Annotated in this window: 20 protein-coding genes; 12 read left to right on the forward strand and 8 right to left on the reverse strand. The window is 62.9% G+C overall.

From position 1 onward, the window contains the following. Positions 1-19: 19 nt before the first annotated feature. The 3 genes from PYR64_RS19075 to PYR64_RS19085 all read right to left on the reverse strand — a co-directional run bounded on the left by PYR64_RS19075 (position 20) and on the right by PYR64_RS19085 (position 2,656). Positions 20-979, reverse strand: coding sequence for an alpha/beta hydrolase (locus tag PYR64_RS19075; protein ID WP_275777041.1), 960 nt, complete (start codon positions 977-979; stop codon positions 20-22). Positions 980-997: 18 nt separating this feature from the next. Further along, positions 998-2,026, reverse strand: coding sequence for an alpha/beta hydrolase (locus PYR64_RS19080; RefSeq protein ID WP_275777043.1), 1,029 nt, complete (start codon positions 2,024-2,026; stop codon positions 998-1,000). 117 nt (positions 2,027-2,143) lie between these two features. Then, positions 2,144-2,656 carry a GNAT family N-acetyltransferase gene (locus PYR64_RS19085; protein WP_018779430.1) on the reverse strand — a complete coding sequence of 171 codons (513 nt, stop codon included), beginning with the start codon at positions 2,654-2,656 and terminating at the stop codon, positions 2,144-2,146. Between the two features lie 129 nt (positions 2,657-2,785). Here PYR64_RS19085 and PYR64_RS19090 point away from each other — a divergent pair, with 129 nt between their 5' ends. After that, positions 2,786-4,036: a CaiB/BaiF CoA-transferase family protein gene (locus PYR64_RS19090; RefSeq protein WP_018779431.1), complete on the forward strand. Its 1,251-nt coding sequence runs from the start codon at positions 2,786-2,788 to the stop codon at positions 4,034-4,036. Further along, positions 4,033-4,983: a hydroxymethylglutaryl-CoA lyase gene (locus tag PYR64_RS19095; protein WP_055974114.1), complete on the forward strand. Its 951-nt coding sequence runs from the start codon at positions 4,033-4,035 to the stop codon at positions 4,981-4,983. Before PYR64_RS19090 ends, PYR64_RS19095 begins: the two co-directional genes overlap by 4 nt. Here PYR64_RS19095 and PYR64_RS19100 read toward each other — a convergent pair. Then, on the reverse strand, positions 4,980-5,429 hold the full coding sequence (locus PYR64_RS19100; protein WP_055974117.1) for an SRPBCC family protein: 450 nt from the start codon (positions 5,427-5,429) through the stop codon (positions 4,980-4,982). The two genes, PYR64_RS19095 and PYR64_RS19100, sit on opposite strands and share 4 nt — an antisense overlap. 85 nt (positions 5,430-5,514) lie before the next feature. Continuing rightward, entirely contained in the window at positions 5,515-5,808 is a 294-nt protein-coding gene (locus PYR64_RS19105; protein WP_018779434.1) for a DUF4287 domain-containing protein, read from the reverse strand. 95 nt (positions 5,809-5,903) lie between these two features. Here PYR64_RS19105 and PYR64_RS19110 point away from each other — a divergent pair, with 95 nt between their 5' ends. Then, positions 5,904-6,791 carry a hypothetical protein gene (locus PYR64_RS19110; RefSeq protein ID WP_275777047.1) on the forward strand — a complete coding sequence of 296 codons (888 nt, stop codon included), beginning with the start codon at positions 5,904-5,906 and terminating at the stop codon, positions 6,789-6,791. A 5-nt stretch (positions 6,792-6,796) separates the two neighbouring features. On the opposite strand, the gene PYR64_RS19115 is transcribed toward PYR64_RS19110, so the two are convergent. Further along, a complete protein-coding gene (locus PYR64_RS19115) occupies positions 6,797-7,714 on the reverse strand; it encodes a diacylglycerol kinase family protein (RefSeq protein ID WP_275777049.1) in 918 nt (305 codons plus the stop codon). A gap of 174 nt (positions 7,715-7,888) precedes the next feature. Between PYR64_RS19115 and PYR64_RS19120 the strand changes: the two genes are divergently transcribed. Next, positions 7,889-8,095, forward strand: a complete 207-nt coding sequence (locus PYR64_RS19120) for a hypothetical protein (RefSeq protein ID WP_275777051.1) — start codon at positions 7,889-7,891, stop codon at positions 8,093-8,095. Here PYR64_RS19120 and PYR64_RS19125 read toward each other — a convergent pair. Beyond that, positions 8,092-8,871 (reverse strand): class I SAM-dependent methyltransferase, encoded by a 780-nt coding sequence (locus PYR64_RS19125; RefSeq protein WP_275780007.1) that lies wholly within the window; start codon positions 8,869-8,871, stop codon positions 8,092-8,094. The two genes, PYR64_RS19120 and PYR64_RS19125, sit on opposite strands and share 4 nt — an antisense overlap. A 121-nt stretch (positions 8,872-8,992) precedes the next feature. Here PYR64_RS19125 and PYR64_RS19130 point away from each other — a divergent pair, with 121 nt between their 5' ends. The 7 genes from PYR64_RS19130 to PYR64_RS19160 all read left to right on the forward strand — a co-directional run bounded on the left by PYR64_RS19130 (position 8,993) and on the right by PYR64_RS19160 (position 15,068). Further along, entirely contained in the window at positions 8,993-9,670 is a 678-nt protein-coding gene (locus tag PYR64_RS19130) for an ABC transporter ATP-binding protein (protein ID WP_018779439.1), read from the forward strand. Beyond that, positions 9,615-11,204 (forward strand): DUF6297 family protein, encoded by a 1,590-nt coding sequence (locus PYR64_RS19135; RefSeq protein WP_275777053.1) that lies wholly within the window; start codon positions 9,615-9,617, stop codon positions 11,202-11,204. Before PYR64_RS19130 ends, PYR64_RS19135 begins: the two co-directional genes overlap by 56 nt. Positions 11,205-11,682: 478 nt before the next feature. After that, on the forward strand, positions 11,683-11,934 hold the full coding sequence (locus PYR64_RS19140) for a hypothetical protein (RefSeq protein WP_275777056.1): 252 nt from the start codon (positions 11,683-11,685) through the stop codon (positions 11,932-11,934). A gap of 31 nt (positions 11,935-11,965) precedes the next feature. Beyond that, positions 11,966-13,360 carry a hypothetical protein gene (locus PYR64_RS19145; protein ID WP_275777057.1) on the forward strand — a complete coding sequence of 465 codons (1,395 nt, stop codon included), beginning with the start codon at positions 11,966-11,968 and terminating at the stop codon, positions 13,358-13,360. After that, positions 13,357-13,953 (forward strand): ATP-binding cassette domain-containing protein, encoded by a 597-nt coding sequence (locus PYR64_RS19150; protein ID WP_275777058.1) that lies wholly within the window; start codon positions 13,357-13,359, stop codon positions 13,951-13,953. The genes PYR64_RS19145 and PYR64_RS19150 overlap by 4 nt, the downstream gene beginning before the upstream one ends. After that, positions 13,950-14,501 (forward strand): hypothetical protein, encoded by a 552-nt coding sequence (locus tag PYR64_RS19155; RefSeq protein WP_275777060.1) that lies wholly within the window; start codon positions 13,950-13,952, stop codon positions 14,499-14,501. Before PYR64_RS19150 ends, PYR64_RS19155 begins: the two co-directional genes overlap by 4 nt. A 3-nt stretch (positions 14,502-14,504) precedes the next feature. Next, positions 14,505-15,068: a hypothetical protein gene (locus tag PYR64_RS19160; RefSeq protein ID WP_275777062.1), complete on the forward strand. Its 564-nt coding sequence runs from the start codon at positions 14,505-14,507 to the stop codon at positions 15,066-15,068. Positions 15,069-15,102: 34 nt separating this feature from the next. Here the strand turns inward: PYR64_RS19160 and PYR64_RS19165 are convergent, their stop codons facing one another. Continuing rightward, the gene (locus PYR64_RS19165; RefSeq protein WP_275777064.1) at positions 15,103-15,954 is read right to left on the reverse strand and encodes a PhzF family phenazine biosynthesis protein; all 852 of its coding nucleotides are present in this window, start codon (positions 15,952-15,954) and stop codon (positions 15,103-15,105) included. A 59-nt stretch (positions 15,955-16,013) separates the two neighbouring features. On the opposite strand from PYR64_RS19165, the gene PYR64_RS19170 reads away from it, so the two are divergent. Next, a complete protein-coding gene (locus tag PYR64_RS19170) occupies positions 16,014-16,436 on the forward strand; it encodes a DUF1801 domain-containing protein (RefSeq protein ID WP_275777066.1) in 423 nt (140 codons plus the stop codon). The last annotated feature ends 101 nt before the right edge of the window (positions 16,437-16,537 follow it).

The following is a 16,537-nucleotide window of genomic DNA, read 5'->3' on the forward strand; positions in this document are numbered from 1 at the left end:
GGAAGTATTCCCTCCTGGCCTACGGAGTCTTGAGTTGCTGCAGGAACTCCACAGTAGCCGCGGCGATCTGCGCCTGCGCCACGGACCTGTCCACGCCCGGCTGACCGTCTCCGGGCTGCGCTCCGTAATTTCCAAAGAAGGCATGGTTCCCGCCTTGGACCGCGACAAACCTGGTGTCACCCGGCAGCAAGTCGCGGGAGGCCTCGATCTTCGCCGGAGTGCTGAGGCCATCTTCTGTTCCGGAAATGGACTCGACCATCAGCCCCGCACGCTCCCGGAGGGATTCCAAAGGGTAGGAGGCGTACAGAAGCAGCCCGTCCACATCGGCGTTGCCAAGCGCGAAGGAACTGGCACTTACCCCGCCGAGCGAGTGGCCTCCCACTGCCCACGTGGTGATGGCGGGGTGGGCGGCCATGGCGCTGCGGGCCTGGTCTCCGTTTAGCAAGCTGAGGTTCAGGGGCTCTTTCAGAATGACCACCAGGAACCCGGCATCGGCGGCGGGCTTGAGCAGGTCCACGTAGGCGCGGGCTTCAACCCGGGCGCCCGGATAGAACACCAAGCCTGTACTGACCTCACTAGCCTCGGGAGTCAGCACGATCGACGTCGGGTCCTCGGTGATCGAAAAGCTGGACGCCGGGCCTGAGGCCTGGTCAGCAGGTGGCTGGTACGCGAATGGATTGAGCCAGAAGAGCATTGCCACAAGCGCCAGCACCGCCACGCGCCCAAGCCAGGACCCGACCGTCCGCACGACAGAACGCGGCCGTTGTGCGCGTCGACGCCGCCACAGCAGCAAGCCCCACAAGAGCCCGACGACGGCGGCAGTCACCAAAAGCGACGGAAGCAAGGGGTGGCCCCGCAGTACGGCCGGGTTCCCCGCAAGCATCCATGCCGGCACCAGGACCAGTACCGCGGCACAGACAACAGAAGCCCAGAAGAGGAGGGGAGTGCGGGTTATCCGACGTTCAGGGGAATCAGCCATTCCCCCATAATAGTTCCATCATGGAGATACTTTGGCGGTATACCGCGCCAGGAAATCGAACGTCCTGTCCCGGGCCTCCTGCGCCTCGCTGAAATTCAAGTGGAACTGGTATTCGTGCGGCAGCTCGGGCTCATGATTGGCCGGCCAGAACAGCTCCGTCACCGGCACCCCGGCGTCCTTCAGTCGGTTGCTGTACGGAACGGATTGGAGCCAAGTGAGGCCGTCGCCGTTGCCGCCGCTGATGAACGTCGGCGGGAAACCGGGGGTGACAAAGTCGATGGTAGACATGGTGGCCCCGGCATACGTGGCAGACCAATCCTTGGTGCCGGTGTAGGCCCAAAGGGAAGTCTTGAAACCCCACGCCACGATGCCGTTCAGGTCAGCCATGGCGCGAAGATCGTAGACACCGCAATGCAGGATGGTGGCAGCAAGCTCCGATTTCCGGAGGGCCGGCTGGATTCCCATGAGATTGGCATACTCCGGGTTCACCGTGAGCGTGGTCATCTGGCTGGCCAGCTGGGCGCCGGCGGAGTCCCCTGCGAGGACGATGCGGCTGGTGTCCACATTGAGCTCGGCGGCGTGCGCCTTGATATACGCCAGGGCTTCATTGATGTCCCGCACAGCGGTCGGGTACGTGGCCTCCGGCGCGATCGCATAGCTCATCCCAATCGTGGTGTAGCCCTTGGCCGCCAGAATCTGCAGATAGGGATTGACGTCGCGTTGTGCCCCGGAAATCCAGGCGCCCCCATGAATCCACACGACCGTAGGAAGGGGAGCCGCCGTGCCTTGCGGGCTGAAAACGTCAAACGTGGAGCCTGGCTTGTAGACAACACCGGCCTGGGTTTCCAGGGGCGTGTCGGGAACGTAAGGCGTCATCTCGTCGATGGTGGCTTGGGCACCCCGTTCAAAAACACTGCGGATGAGCAAGGCCGACGGCCAGGGCGTAGCGGAAAGAGCCAAGGCCAGGACCAACACCACCAGGATGGCCAGCTCGAGCTTCCGCAGCCGTGAGGTGCGACGTCGTGGAACCTTCGGTCGCGGTGGCACTTGAGCCGTTTCGGCTTTCCCTGCACTGGCTTGAATCGAATCCAAAGGCCCCATCACACACTCCCCCAGTCGGCGCATCCCTGGACCCATGCTAAGGCGGGGAGCCGTTGGATGGGATCAGGACAGCGGCCGTGCCGCCGAGAGCAGGACGCCCTCACCGCCGTCGAACGTCACCGTATGAAAACCCGGGCCACGCGCGACCTCACGAAACCCCCATTTCCGGTGCAGTGCCAACGAGGCCTGGTTGCGGGCGTTCACTACGTACCAAGCGTCGCCGGCCTGCTGCCAAATCCATTGGAGCCTTGCTTCGGTAAGCTCCTGGGCCAGCCCTCGTCGTCGGAAATCCGGCAGCACGGTGATGCCGGCCAGATAATGACCGGCGGGCGCCGATCCGTCCGGGAAATCCCATTGGTGCGTTTTGGCCCAACCCACGACGGCGGAGCCTCCGCCCGCCGGTACGTCCGGAGGCATCCCGGCCACAAGAACCAAACGCCCGGGATCAGCGATGGCGCTGCCGATCCTCAGCCCGAACGCCCGGGCGGCGGCGGGCGCGGTCCGGCCAGCGGCCAGCTCCACCGCGACGATGCCGGGAACGTCCACCTCGGTGGCGGTCCGGATCAGGAAACCCATAGCGTGAGTCTACTTCCGTCACCGACAATGCCCGCCAACGGCCGTGACGATGGTGGAGCCGGCCATACCGTGCCAGAGTGTAAGGGGTTCCCTACTGCTGCCCTCGCCAGCCACGCACGAAAGAAGACCATGACAGAGCAAACAATCGCCCCGCTGGACGGCGTCCGGGTCCTGGAGCTCGGCAACTACATCGCGGCTCCTACCGCGGGCCGGCTCCTTGCCGACTTCGGCGCCGAAGTCATCAAGGTGGAACGTCCGGGAACCGGTGACGAATTGCGCAACTGGCGGCTCCACAAGGGCACCACCTCCATGCTCTACCGGACGCTGAACCGGAACAAGAAGTCAGTGGTCCTCGATCTCCGCACGGATGCCGGCAAACAGGCGGTCCTGGAGCTTGTGGCGAAGTGCGACATCCTGTTGGAAAACTTTCGTCCCGGCACCTTGGAAAAGTGGGGCCTCGGCCCGGAAGTCCTGAACGAGGCAAACCCCGAGCTCATCGTCACCCGTATCTCCGCCTTCGGGCAGACGGGGCCACTGTCCGGACGGCCCGGTTTTGCCGCCGTCGCCGAAGCCTACGGCGGGTTCCGCAACTTGGTGGGCGACCCGGACCGCGCACCGGTGCGCGTCGGCGTCTCCATTGGAGACTCGATCGCGGGACTGTACGCCGCCTTCGGCTCCGTCATGAGCCTCTTCCAACGCGAAGCACGACGCCGGGACCCGGGTTCCGGCGTTCCCCTCACCGAACGCGTCATTGACGTTGCCCTGCATGAGGCCATGTTTTCGATGATGGAATCACTGATTCCGGATTACCAGGCCTACGGCGTGGACCGTCAGCGCGTGGGTGGGCGGATGGAAGGCATTGCCCCCTCCAACGCGTACGTGTGCGGGGACGGCGCGAGCATCGTGGTGGCCGGCAACGGTGATTCGATCTTCCAGCGGTACATGCAGACCATCGGACGCCCGGACCTGGCCGAACGCCCGGATTTGCAGGGCAATGCCGGGCGCTGGACCCGGCGTGAAGAGCTCGATCAGGCAATTGGCGAATGGACGGCCACGCTGCCTGCCGCCGAAGCCCTGGCCGTGCTGGAAGCCGCCGGCGTCCCCGCGGGACCCATCTACACAGCGGCGGACATCAGCGACGACAGCCAGTACGCGGCACGGAACATGATCCAGAAATTCGATGTTTCCACGGGCGAGGAGACCATCCCCGGCGTTGGGTTCCCCGGGATTGTGCCCGTCATCGGCGGTCAATCCCTGCCTATCCGCAACCTCGGGCCGGACCTCGGTGAGAACACCCAGGAGATCCTCGGTGGCCTGCTGGGCATGAGTGCGGGCCAAATCGATGCCGCATCCGGCCGTGAGGAAGCAGTACGCTCATGAACCACGTTGAGAACCCCCTTGCCGGAACACTGGGCCAAGCCATCCTTCGGGACGTCACTCTGCGCGACGGCTTGCAACTCACGGGCAAGCTCCTGACGGCTGAGCAGAAGATCGAAACCGTCCGGGAGCTGCTGCGCCTGGGCGTGCCCGCCATTGAACTCGGCTCCATGGCCCGCGCCGACCTGGTTCCCACCATGGCCAACACCTTGGAGGTCGTCCAGGCGCTTACGCCGGAGGAACTGGAGAAGTGCTGGATCTGGGTAGCCACCCCCGGCCACGTGGCGAAGGCATCGGCTGCGGGGGCGCGGAACTTCCAGTACTGCCTGTCCGCCTCGGATTCCCACAACAAGGCGAACATCGGCCGCACCACGGATCAGAGCCTGGCGGCCCTGCCCGAGGCCGTCGAATACGCACGCGCCGTGAACGGGCAGATCCAGCTGTGCATCGCAACATCTTTTACCTGCCCGTTTGAGGGCAACATTTCCGAAGAACGCATACTCTCGATTGCCAATGATCCCCGCGCCGAGGGCACCACGGACATTGTCATCTGCGATACCTTGGGCCAGGCGGTTCCTGCCCAGGTTGCCGGACTGGTGGCACGTGTGCGGGACGAATCCCCTGCCCGCCGGATCGTCTATCACGGCCACGACACCTGGGGTTTGGGCGTGGCAAATACCCTCGCAGCCATCCAGGCAGGAGCTGCCATGGTGGACGGCGCTTTGGGGGGTCTTGGCGGCTGCCCCTTTGCCCCGGGTGCCAGCGGCAACACTTCCAGCGAGGACATCCTGTTCGCGACCCGCCCGGACTGGCTGACCCCGGGGATCTTTGGCGAACTCGTGGTGCTGTCGGAGACGTTGCTGGCGGAGCTTGATGAGCCGAACCGCTCCAAGTCAGCGCAGGGCGCACGATCCAAGGCCGACGCTTTCGACTGGGTGGTGCGCTCCTAGCTGTGCCGCCCGGCCCCGCCCAGGGCCATGAGTTCCAGCCGTCTGAGGGTTTCGCGGTTCCGGACTGCAATAACGGGATCACGCAGCTTCTTGGGCACCATCTTGCCCGGTCCACGCACGGCATCCTCGGCAATGGAAACCCTGCATTGCGAGTCTCCAACGTCTTCCAAGGTGATGCGCACTGTGGCTTCGCCCAGGGGCCAGCCCCTCGCGAGAAGCTCCAGCATCCGCCCGGGTTCGACGGCGGTCACGCGTGTGCTGTCGTCGATGAGGAACGGCCAGGAGCCCACGGAGTGACGAAGCCCGGACCCCTTCTCCGGCCAATGGTCGTCAACGGAACGGATTCTTGAGGCGCCAACCACCCACCCGGAATACAGCCAGCCCTCCTGGACAACCTTCCAAACATCTGCGGCAGGGGTTTTGAACAGCTGCGTCACGGTAGACATGTGAACCTTTCTGCGCGCGTACGGATGGTGCAGTGGACACTAAGCTAAGCATGCTTAGTGCTTCATGGCCAGTGACCTCCAGCGGTCACGATGACGGCTTGCTGGCCTTGCCGTCCAACCAGAGCATGTCCGACTCGTCCCGGTGGCTTCCCTCGGATCCCACGTGCCGGCTGTCGATCTGCGCTCCCTTCTTGATGACATGCACCAAGGCCATTCCGTGGCCGCGGCCTAGGCCGTAGTCCGCCTTAAGCCATTCAAGGATGGTGCCCGCCTTCACCGAGGGGTCGCTGAAGCCTTTGGTTTCCGCGATCTCGACCAATTGCCGCGGCGTGAGGCCTGTTTTGTCCTCAATGGCGTCGAGGTAAGCCTGGAATGACATGGATACCGCCTTTCATGGCAACTCCTTGGGCGGAGTTGAAAGCTGTGCGTCAGCGACATCGTACCCGCGCTCCCAGCGGCGCCTACACTGATCGCATGGTGTGCCGAAAAGGGCGTGTCCTTGCCGGGTTTCTGGTCCTGGCGGCGATGATGCCTGCCCTGTCCGCCTGCGACTCCGGTGCCGCCTCCCCGCAGCCCTCGGCGAGCACCAGCGCCATCGCCGTGGAAGTCAACCAGTCCCGTGACCAGTACGGCAAGCAAGCCATCCAGATCCAGTTCACCAACACGACGGCCACGCCCCTGACAGTGACCTCTGCCCGGCTTCGTTCGCCCCTCTATGAGGAAGAGATTCTCTGGCAGCGACCCGAAAGCGGCCTCGAACTGCCCCCGGGACAGCCCAAAGCTGTGCCCACAGCACTGCCTGCGGCGGCCTGCGGAGCAGCACAAGACACCTCCGAGCCGCCGACCGGAGCAACCTTGGAGTACTCCGAACCCGGCAAGGAAGCCACGAAGGAAACCACTGAGGCCACCGACCCCTTCGGGGTGCTGACCAGAAACGCAACCGAACTCTGCATCGCAACTGAAGCTGCCGCCGTCGCCACCATGGTGCTGGACCCCGAACTGAAGGTGGCAACGGACGGACGGACCGCCGTCGTGCGACTCATCATCACCCCGGCCACGCAGGGCGGGGGGCCACAAAGCCTCACCATCGAATCGATCGACGAGACTACGTTGCTGGCGCAGTCCCCCGGTAACCCCTGGCCCACGAACGTCACCGTGGGCACGGACAAACAGGAACTGGCCCTGACCATCCGCCCGGCACGCTGCGACCCCCATGCCGTCGCCGAAGACAAAGTGGGCACGCTCCTGCCACTCAGGATCAGGCTCGGAGGACGGCAGGGCCTGATAAAGGTCCCGGCATCAAATGACCTGCGTGGTCGCATCTACGACTTTGTCACCGCCGCCTGCGCACCTGCAGGCTAAGAGCCTTATCCGAGTGTTGCGAGGGCGCGGGGAGCGCACTCCACCGTGACCTTGACGTTGGCCTCCACGCTCTTCACCTCGCCATCCATCTGGTAAGGAAGCGGCTTGAGGGTGGTGAATTCGTAGTTGCTCACGCTGGGCTGGTCCCCCAGGCCCTGGGTGGTGGCCTTCAAGGCAGTCAGGAGCACGCGCCACTTGGCCATGTGCGGGAAGGTGATGACCTCGAACTTGCCGTCCGACGGGTGCCCGTCGGCTTCACTCAAGGTGGCGTATTTGGCCATCTCGTGGATGTTCGCAAAGACCAGGCTGTCGAACTTGCGGCGTTTTCCGTCGGCCAAACGGATGGCGAACGGCTCGAATTTGGAGAAGGTCTGTATGACAGTGACCATTTCCTTGAGTGCGCCTTTGCTGCCCTTTTCCAGTTCCGTGGCAACCACCGGGGTCAAACCGAAGCCGATGTACGAATGCGCATATTCAAGGGGTTCGTCACCTTTTTGCCCTGTGTGGATGCGGAGAAGGTCGATGTTGTGGACATGCCCCTCGGCAATGGCCTCTTCCAAGGGCTTGGTGGCCATGATCCGGCTGTGGTCATTCGCGTTGCCTGCCGCCCGGACAGCACATACTGCCTTGGGGTTACCAGCCTGCATGACGCCATTGACGACCTCGTTGTAGCCGCCGTCGCCGCTCACCGAGACCACGAGGACGTCCCCGCCCTTGGCCGCCGCTTCCCGCGCCAGATCCACGGCGTGGCCGGCGTGCTCCGTCGGCTGGAGGGTGATCTCGGGCTGATAGGTGAGGAGTTCCTTCAGCTTCTCCTGCAACTGCTGCGCGAGCTCCGGCGCATCCCCCGTGCTGTTGGGATTGAAAATGATAACGATCGACTCAAAGGTCCGGGCAGAATCCACGATGTACTCCTGATTCATTGCGAGGTCCCTTATTCAGGCGGTTGTATCCCTCGGAGGTTCCCATAGTATTCGCAACCCGTGGGGGTTTCGGATATACAGCGAACGTGAAACCATGAAAATGGGTTCCCAGATGTGAACCTTTGTCGATCAGCTGGATGCGGCGTGGTGCTGCGGCAGCAGCGGGGAAATCCCATGGACTCACGCCAGACAGCACGACTACTCGTCCTTGAGCATGAGATCACCCTTGACGATCTATGGGCTTGGTACTGGGCAAATGGCGGAAATGCCATGCTCTTGGACTTTGATGCCTACCTGTTCGGGATCCTGGAACGCGATCCCTTCGACCTCCGAATCCTCAGCTGGGCCATGGAAGACCTGGAAGCGCGGTCACTCCTCTAACTGTCCCCAGACTGTGTTGCTCCCGCTTTCCGCTGCGCTTCGATCAGGTGCCGGGTGGAGTGCGCAACGAAGGGATGTCCGGATCTCATCCGGCCATCCAGTTCCTTGAGCTGGTCGAGGTACCGTTCCGGCGAGAACCCGGGGATCCACCACACGCATTTGCGCAGGATCCACACCACCGCACCCACGTCAAAGAACTCCATGCGGCACCGGGCCGTTCTGAGGTCCGTCACGGTAAGCCCGGCGGCTTCTGCTGCTGCAACCTCGGCCTGCGGGTCGCGGCCCTTCCGCTGCTCGGGCAGCGGTCCCAGGAAATATTCGATGAGTTCAAAGGCCGACGCCGGCCCAACGTGCTGGGCGAAATAGTGGCCGCCGGGGACCAGGACGCGGTGGATCTCATTCCAGTCCGGGCTGACGGGGTGCCGGGCAGTGACCAGTTCGAACGACCCGTCAGGGAAAGGTAGCGCATCGCCGGCTGTTGGCTCCACGATCTGCACGCCCCGCGGTCCCAACAAGGCCCGGGCGCGGGCGGCGTTGGGTGGCCACGCCTCGGTGGCTGTCATCCTTTCGGGAAAGCTGCGGGCCTCTGACAACACTTCTCCGCCACCGGTGTCCAGGTCCAGGGCGCTTCGGACCTGGGCCAGGCGGTCTGCCTGCAACGCGGCGAACCCCCAGGGCGGGCGCTCTTCAGTGGCGCGCTTATCCAGCCATCCGAACCCCCAGCCATCCACGTCGGCTTCCGTGGCCTCCGCAATCAGGGTTTCGAAGTCCCTCATCATTTCTCCAACTCCGCCGGCAAGCCGGCACTCCCGCATTCGTCCATTTCGCCCGGGTTCCGCGCGCCCCATGCCCAACGCTACCGGGAGCCGGCGCCCGTTCCGCCGGTAGGGTTGCACCATGGGGTCAGTACTGGAAGCCGAAGGCTTGCTTGTGGGATATGCCGGAGCTCCAGTGTGTGGAGAGGTATCCGCTTCGGTGGCTGCCGGCGAAGTCCTCGGAATCGTGGGGGTGAACGGTGCCGGGAAGTCGACGGTAGCCAGGACCATCGCAGGTCGCCAGGCTCCCCTGGCCGGAGACGTGAGAGTCCACGGCCTCCTCATCGATCCCGACGCGGTGCCGTTCCGTCGGCAGGTAGCGGCCGTTTTCGACGACGACCTCTTCTTCCCCTCGCTCACGGTCAGGGAGCACCTGCTCCTCGTTGCCCGCGGCCATTCCGTAGCCGACCCTGAAGGGCGGGTGGAAGAAGAACTCGGGTTCTTCGGACTTCTTGGCAGAGCCGACGCGATCCCGGATGCCCTCTCTTCCGGGCAACGACGCAGGCTCCTCCTCGCAGCAGGCCTGATCCGTCCATCCTCGCTGCTGATCCTTGACGAGCCGGAACAGCGCCTCGATCCGATGATGCGGGTGGCACTCGGGGTGCGCATCGCTGAACACGCCCGGAACGGCGGTGCCGTGGTGCTGGTGACCCACGATCCGGAGTTGTTGCTCGCCACGGCCTCTTCCTGCCTGGTCATCGACCATGAAGTCCGCGAGCTGGAGCCCGAGCGGGGAGCGTCGATCATTGCCGGGTCCTGAGTTACTGACAGTTGATGGTTCGACGGCGGACCGTAACCTCGCCGCGGAGATCGTCCGTTTTACCCGCAGCACCACCCGGCGTTACAAGCGCAGCCGGATTTCGTTGAGTGAACGCTTCGTCGACGCGTACAGCTGGGGACTTGGCATTGCCGTTTCGCTGACCATCGCGGCCTCGTTCGTACTGGCCCTCCGCAACGAGATCGCCGACCGCAGCTCCGCGGGCAGCAGCATCATCGGGGAACAGTGGCTTGTCCTCCCCGAGTCCGTGCTGTGGACGACCGTGACGTACGCCTTCCTGCTGATCGTGGCCAACCTCGCCCGGAAGCTCGGTCCTGTCACGGTGGGTGGACCTGAGAGCACCTGGTGGCTGTCCCTCCCCATCGACCGCCGCCCCATGGTCCTGCCCCCATTCCTGCGCAAAGTGGTTCTCACTTCGGCCGGCCTGGCCATTGTTTTCCTGCCGTTCAGCATGGTCACCGCTGTTGACCGCACGCCCATTGGGCATCTTCTTGCATCAGTCACCTTTGCTGCGGCCGGGGTCATCGCCGTGGCGTTGGCGGCCTTCCAGCAGCTCGGCATGGTCCGACCCCGGCTTGGCCGCGCGATGACCATGGTCGTGCTCCTTGCCTGCGCGGTCCTTCCTGCGCTCCCTGAATCTCCCTGGCCGGCAGCGCTGGCCGGAGCCACCGCCGTCGTACTTCTGGTCCTTGCGGGTCCGCGCACGGGTGAGGTGCGCAGCGAGGAGCTGATCCGCGGCGGGGCGGTGGCCGGGCATGCCGGAGCTTCCCTGTTCATGATGGATTCCAACGAGGTACTGCGTGCGCTGGGCGCCGGTCGGAAAACGGTCGACGGCGGCAGGGCAGCGGGCTTCTTCGCCCGCCCGGCCGGAGGTCCGCTTCGGGCGCTGATCCGGGCGGATGTTGTGGCATTCCTCAGGCTGAATCCGCCCCTGCTATCTTCTTTGCTGTGGCTGGTGGCCTGCGTCGCCATGCTGTTGGTCGAAGGCGGCCTGCCCGAATTCGCGCAGTTGGGCATCATCGTCATCGCCGGCTGCGCCACGGCTTCCGGCATGGGCGGCGTGGCCCGCAAGGCGGCACTGGTGCCCGAACTCGATGCGTTACTCCCCCTCCACCCGGCGCTGGTCCGCAGCAGCCGTGCCCTCATGCCGTGCCTGGCCATGGCCGTGTGGATGGCCGCCCTCAGTGGGCTCCTGGTTCTTTTGGGCGCTTCCGATCCTGCCCTGATTGCGGTAGGCGCCCTGGCAGGAATCGGGATGGGTGCGGGATCGCTCCGTTCAGCCACCAAAGCCGCGCCGGACTGGTCGGCTCCCCCGGTGGACACGCCCTTCGGCCCCGTTCCACGCGCCCAGCTGGGTTCCCTGATGCGCGGACTCGACGTGACCATCCTGGCCATGGTTCCGCTGCTGGTAGGGCTCTATCTTGGCTACACTCCGTGGGCCGTGGGGATGGTCCAGGCCCTGTTCAGTGCGGGCATCGTCATGGTTGCAGTGCTGTCCAGACCCAAGCGGGCGTGAGGGCCGGGGCGCTACAGGAGCAAGGTCGGGCCCTGTCAACAGAGGTAGGTGTTACTCACCATGCCCGCAATATGTATGAGTAGCACGCCGTCCGTGTCACAGGTTTTGAAACTTTTTTAAATCTTTTTTGCCCCCGCTGGTCTACGGGAGCGCAGGTGATGTTCCTGAGTGAGGCCAGTGCCAGATTCATGACGCCGAAATTGCAAAGATCATCCCCTAGGGCACTAAATACATAATTGTTACGCGATTTGTTGAAACTTGTAGATTCAAACATCTGCACCCTAATCCTTCTCCGGACCAATAATGGGGTTGACCGGCACAACTTCGTACGCAATGCTCCTTCTTGGCTGCAAATGTCATTCGGCCGAAGACAAACAGCCCTATCAAGTGATCCAGAAGAATCCATTCGCATGATATTGAAAGTAGCATTTCCATGTCGGCATCAATTACGCGAGTTAAGCGTGATATCAGCCCAGCCGTGGCCAAGGCGGCTAAGGTCGGCGGCGTGACGGCTGCCCTGTTCGCAACCTTGTCCGTGGTATTCCAGGCCGTCGCTACCCTCGGCATCTCCTCGGGTCTGGCGACCAATCTGTACTTCGCGCTCAACGCACTTTCCTGGGCCGCGTTGGCTGCAGGCATCGTCGCCTCGTTCGGAATCGGCACGGCCCTCGCAGGCGTCATCTTCGGACTCGTCAAGCGCTGGGCACTGAAGCAGTTCGTGGCCTGGTAAACCGCAGCAAGTGAACCCGGAGGGGGCCACAATGGATCCACTTAGCACCCAGCCACGCTGGCGCAGTGCTTTCGCTGTGGCCCTTACCGGATGCCATGCCACGTATATCAACGAATTCCGTCGCAGATCCAGCCGCCTTCAAGGTGTCCTTGACGACCTTGGGTTCCGCTTCAGCCTGGGCGCCAGCAAAGCCGTAGTGACGGCAGGACAGGCTGCAACATTGCTTGTCATAGTGATTGGCCTTGTATGGACAGCACCCCACGCCGGCCTGTCCCCTTTGGGTATTCCGCTCAACGCTCCGGACCTGACCACAATAGCCGGCGTCATGCTGGCATTGGGGCTTTTACAGGCGAGGCGTCGCTTCCGGCGGGCTCACCGGCAGTGGACTACCGTATCGGGAGCGCTGGGATGCGGCATGCGCGCCGGGATGGCCATCCCGGACATCGGCTTGGCTTTGATGCTGGCAGTCCAGAACCTCCACTGGGGCAGCCTGATCAATGTACTGGCAACCCTTGGCTTGGCTGGAGCCACGGTTGCCCTGCTTCCAAACGGCAGATCGTGGGTCTGGACGCCCGGAATCATTGCAGCAGCAGCGGCGTCAGGGAGCGTCATCATGCTCATAGCCCAATCTCCCGCGCTCATCATTTTCTCCGGCGGCAAAGACCAGTACGCGATTGGCTTGGCAGTTACCCTGGCCTCGGTGGTCCTTACGGCATCAGGAACCCCCCTTTTGTTCACAGGAATTGCCCATAATTATGCGTTCAAGTCACGGGGATTATTCCTGGATATGGGCATAAAGGCTGGCGGTATAGTACTTCTGGCTTCACTAGCACTCATAATTGGTGAAAATACGCCCTGGCCCGGAGTTGCGCCTTTTGTATCCATTGCTGTGTTCTTCCTGGGAATGATACTTTTCAGGTCAGGCTTCGTGCGGACGTCGTCACTTGAGACTCTAGGATTTGGGTTGTTCGTTTTCCGCACTGTCCCCGGGAAAGCAAGGGCGCTGTTACTCAGAAGCCTGTTTACCAATGCCGTGCTTGTACTGCCTGCCTTGGCGTGTCTCATCGCAACTCTGCTCTTCCACGGAAATCCGCAGTCGGCTTTGCTCCTGGCCGCTCTGGCCGTCTTTGAAATCGCCGCTGATGCCCTAATCATCCAGCGGAAGACAGCGGTCCTGCCGGCGTCGCGTATCGCCGAACTGTCCCAACGCTCAAGGGCAGGCCTGGGCGCAGCTCTGTGCGGCGGGATGGCTGTCGTGCTTTCCGGGGTCCTGGGAGGCATCATTCCCGGAGCGGCAGAGCCAGCATGGCTGGCCGCCGTCGCTGGCGCCTTGGTGATAGTAGCCGCGCTGCTCTTCGGCGTTCTTATGGCAGATACACCATCGTGGTTACGCAACCTGACAGCAACAGAAACAGAGGAACCATGAAGTCCCTGACGAGCGTTGAACACGCCTTCGGAAGCAATGTCATCTTCGCCAGCACGAAGATCGACTTGCCGGAAAGAGGCGTGGTGGCCCTCCGTGGGAGCAACGGGAGCGGAAAGACGACTCTGCTGAAACTGCTCGGCGGCGTGATCCATTCATCCTGCGGAACTGTCCCCGACTGGCGGAACAGGTTCAACGCGGTCTATCTCGACACGGAATACCTGACGCTCGACTACCTCACAGCGAGCGAATTGCTTGACATGATCAGGCCCCTCACCGGACCCATCCCAGACAACGGGCTCCTCACCGATGGGATGCTGGCTACCAAGGTCAGTGATCTTTCACTTGGCCAGCGCCAACGACTCGTCCTTACAGCGGCATTGGCCTTCCAGCACACGGATGTTGTCTTGCTTGACGAACCCCTTAATGGGCTGGACCGGGATGGTTCCAAAGCTGCCCGCAGTGCCCTCCTGGCCGCGGGCCAAGATCGTCTTGTCATCCTGGCCACCCATGAAGAGGACCGATGGACGGACTACGATCTCACCATCGGGCAGGACCGCAAGGTGAGGTTGTCCGAGGCTGGAGTCGCAGCTTGAACGCATCCCAGCTGCCTGCGCGGCCCTCGGGCTTCCGATCTTTCTACAGTTCGCTAAGCGGGCTCTTCCCGTCTTTTGCCAAGGATCTGGTCCCGCCAGTCATTACGGTGGTGGCGGGCGGATTATTTGCATCGCTGTTTACCTGGAAGCCCGTTACTGATGGAACCGCCCTCACGGCCAACGAAATTTTTGCCCACAATTTCTCCTTGGCATTGGTCGCCCTCCTCCTGACGCAATACGGTGCGAGGATCATGATGCTTGCCAACGGCTTCTATCTGGGGATGGGCTTGGTGGGAAGTGTCGCCTCGGCAGGCCTGGGACAGACCGTTGCACTCACACTGGTCCACGTCCCGCTCGAGATCGTTGCGTGGGTGATGACAATCCAGGGTGCTCGCCTGTTCTGGCCGACGCTGGTTGCAGTCCTCAGGAAGGAAGGCATTCGGACGAAGTTCCTCCCAGCGATAATGCGCACCATCGCCGCCTTCACCGTGTTTTACGTTCTGGCCGCCGTGGCCGAATGGGCTGAGTACGCACTACTGAAAAGGTAATCGATGACCCCGAGCTACCCCTCCCCGTCCCACGAATCCCTTCAGGCTCCTGGAGCACCCAAGATCAACGCCGTCTGGATAATCTGCCTGCTTCTCGCCTACACCGCGGCGGCGCAATACGCGGCAGGCCCCAGGCTTGAACAACTGGTCAGCGAGAATGCCCAATACAACCAGTTCTCCAGCCAGGAAGTACTGCTCACTTTCATGCGCGTAGGCGTACTTCTTTGGAGCATGGTGGCATCTTTCCTCCAGGCCCTTGCACTGCGGCTGATCTACAAGTTCATTGTCGGGGTCGAGGTGCCAACACTGCGCACAAGCTGGCTCTGGGTGCTGCTGGGCCAGATACCGTTCATGCTGACGACGCTTTTCGTGGGTCTGTTTCTTGAACCGGCAGCGACGCTGATGCTGGGACAAACTTGGCTGAGAATTCTGTTCGGGGCCATCGCCGCCGCACTCTACGCAGTGCTTGCCCGCAGAGTATTCGGGGCTCCCAACGGCCGCCTCGCCGTACTCTTCGTCATCTCCTCAATTATCAATTCCATACTGCTGGTGGCGGGGACTGCATAGCGACATCCGTGCTCCGAGGACCGATATGAAGTAGCTACAGGAGCACGCTGCCCTCGATGCAGGTGGTCGATTCCCCACCGATCCAGATCACGTCATCCTCGGCAGAGACATGGATGCGTCCGGCCCTGCCAAGGACCGTTCCTTGGGCCGCGACATACTCCGCTGGTGCACGCCCGGTACCGATCAGCCACTGGGCCGCTCCCGCGTTGAAGCTGCCCGTTACGGGGTCTTCCACCATGGCGTCACCCGGAACGAACGTGCGGACTTCGAAATCGGCAGCTGCACCTGGCTCATGCGGGCCGATCACGCCAACCTTGAGGTCGCCCATCGCAGCAAAATCAGGTTCAAGGGCCAGCACCTGTTCGGCTGATTCAAGGAGCACGCCGATCCATTCCGGGCCGTTGACCAGCCACGACACATCCAGAAGCGAAGCCTCGGGAAGGCTCAGCCCTGCAGCCAGTTGGGCGCGTTCAGTCTCGCTTACCGGACCGAAACGCGTCAGCGGCGGAGCGGCGAAAGCCAGCCGTCCGGCGTCGTACTTCACCCGTACCAGGCCGGCGCCGCATTCCTGAACCACAACGCCGTCGGCCTTGGGCACTCCCCCGGACTGCAACCAGGTGTGCGCGGACCCCAAGGTGGGATGCCCTGCGAACGGGAACTCCTCGCTGCCGGTAAAAATCCGCACCCTGTAGTCCGCTGCGGGATCCGTCGGCGGAAGGAGGAACGTGGTCTCGGAGAGGTTGGTCCAGTTGGCGAAGTGCTGCATTGCCTCTGTGCTGAGGCCCTCGGCGTCGACCACGACGGCGAGGGGGTTTCCCCGGTACGGCTGGTCGGAGAAGACGTCCACTTGGTGGAACGGGCGGGCGCGGAAAGCTTCTGAAGTCATCCGGGAAGGCTATCACCGGGGTGCTGGCGGCCGTGACCTGCGTCTGCAAAACTACGAACATGGCAGAGAACAAGACCCAGCCCACGGACGTGTCGGTCGAGGAATTCCTGGCGGCCGTCGAGCACCCTACCCGGCGTGCGGACGGCGTTGAGCTGCTGGAGATGATGCGCGAAGCCACCGGCCAGGAAGCTGTCATGTGGGGTCCCACGATTGTCGGGTTCGGCAGCTACCACTACAAGTACCAGACCGGCCGCGAAGGCGACGCCCCCGCCGTCGGGTTCTCGCCGCGAAAAGCGAACCTGGTGTTGTACGGCGTCACGGAAGGGCCCGACGCCGACAGGCTCCTCCCTGAGCTTGGCAAGCACAAGACGAGCACGGCCTGCCTGTACCTCAACAAGCTGGACGACGTGGATCGGGATGTGCTGGCAGAGATGATCCGCGCCGGCTACAAACACGTGATGACGGAGCACCACACGCCTTAGCCCCTCCCCGAGGTGGCAGTTAATGACAGTTCCAGGCAGGCAAAGTCATAGGGTCGTTGCAACGCTCTGATTGATGGAGCGTTTTATGGTCAAGTTGTTCC

The sequence above is a fragment of the Paenarthrobacter sp. Y-19 genome, assembly GCF_029223985.1.
GTDB lineage: Bacteria > Actinomycetota > Actinomycetes > Actinomycetales > Micrococcaceae > Arthrobacter > Arthrobacter nicotinovorans.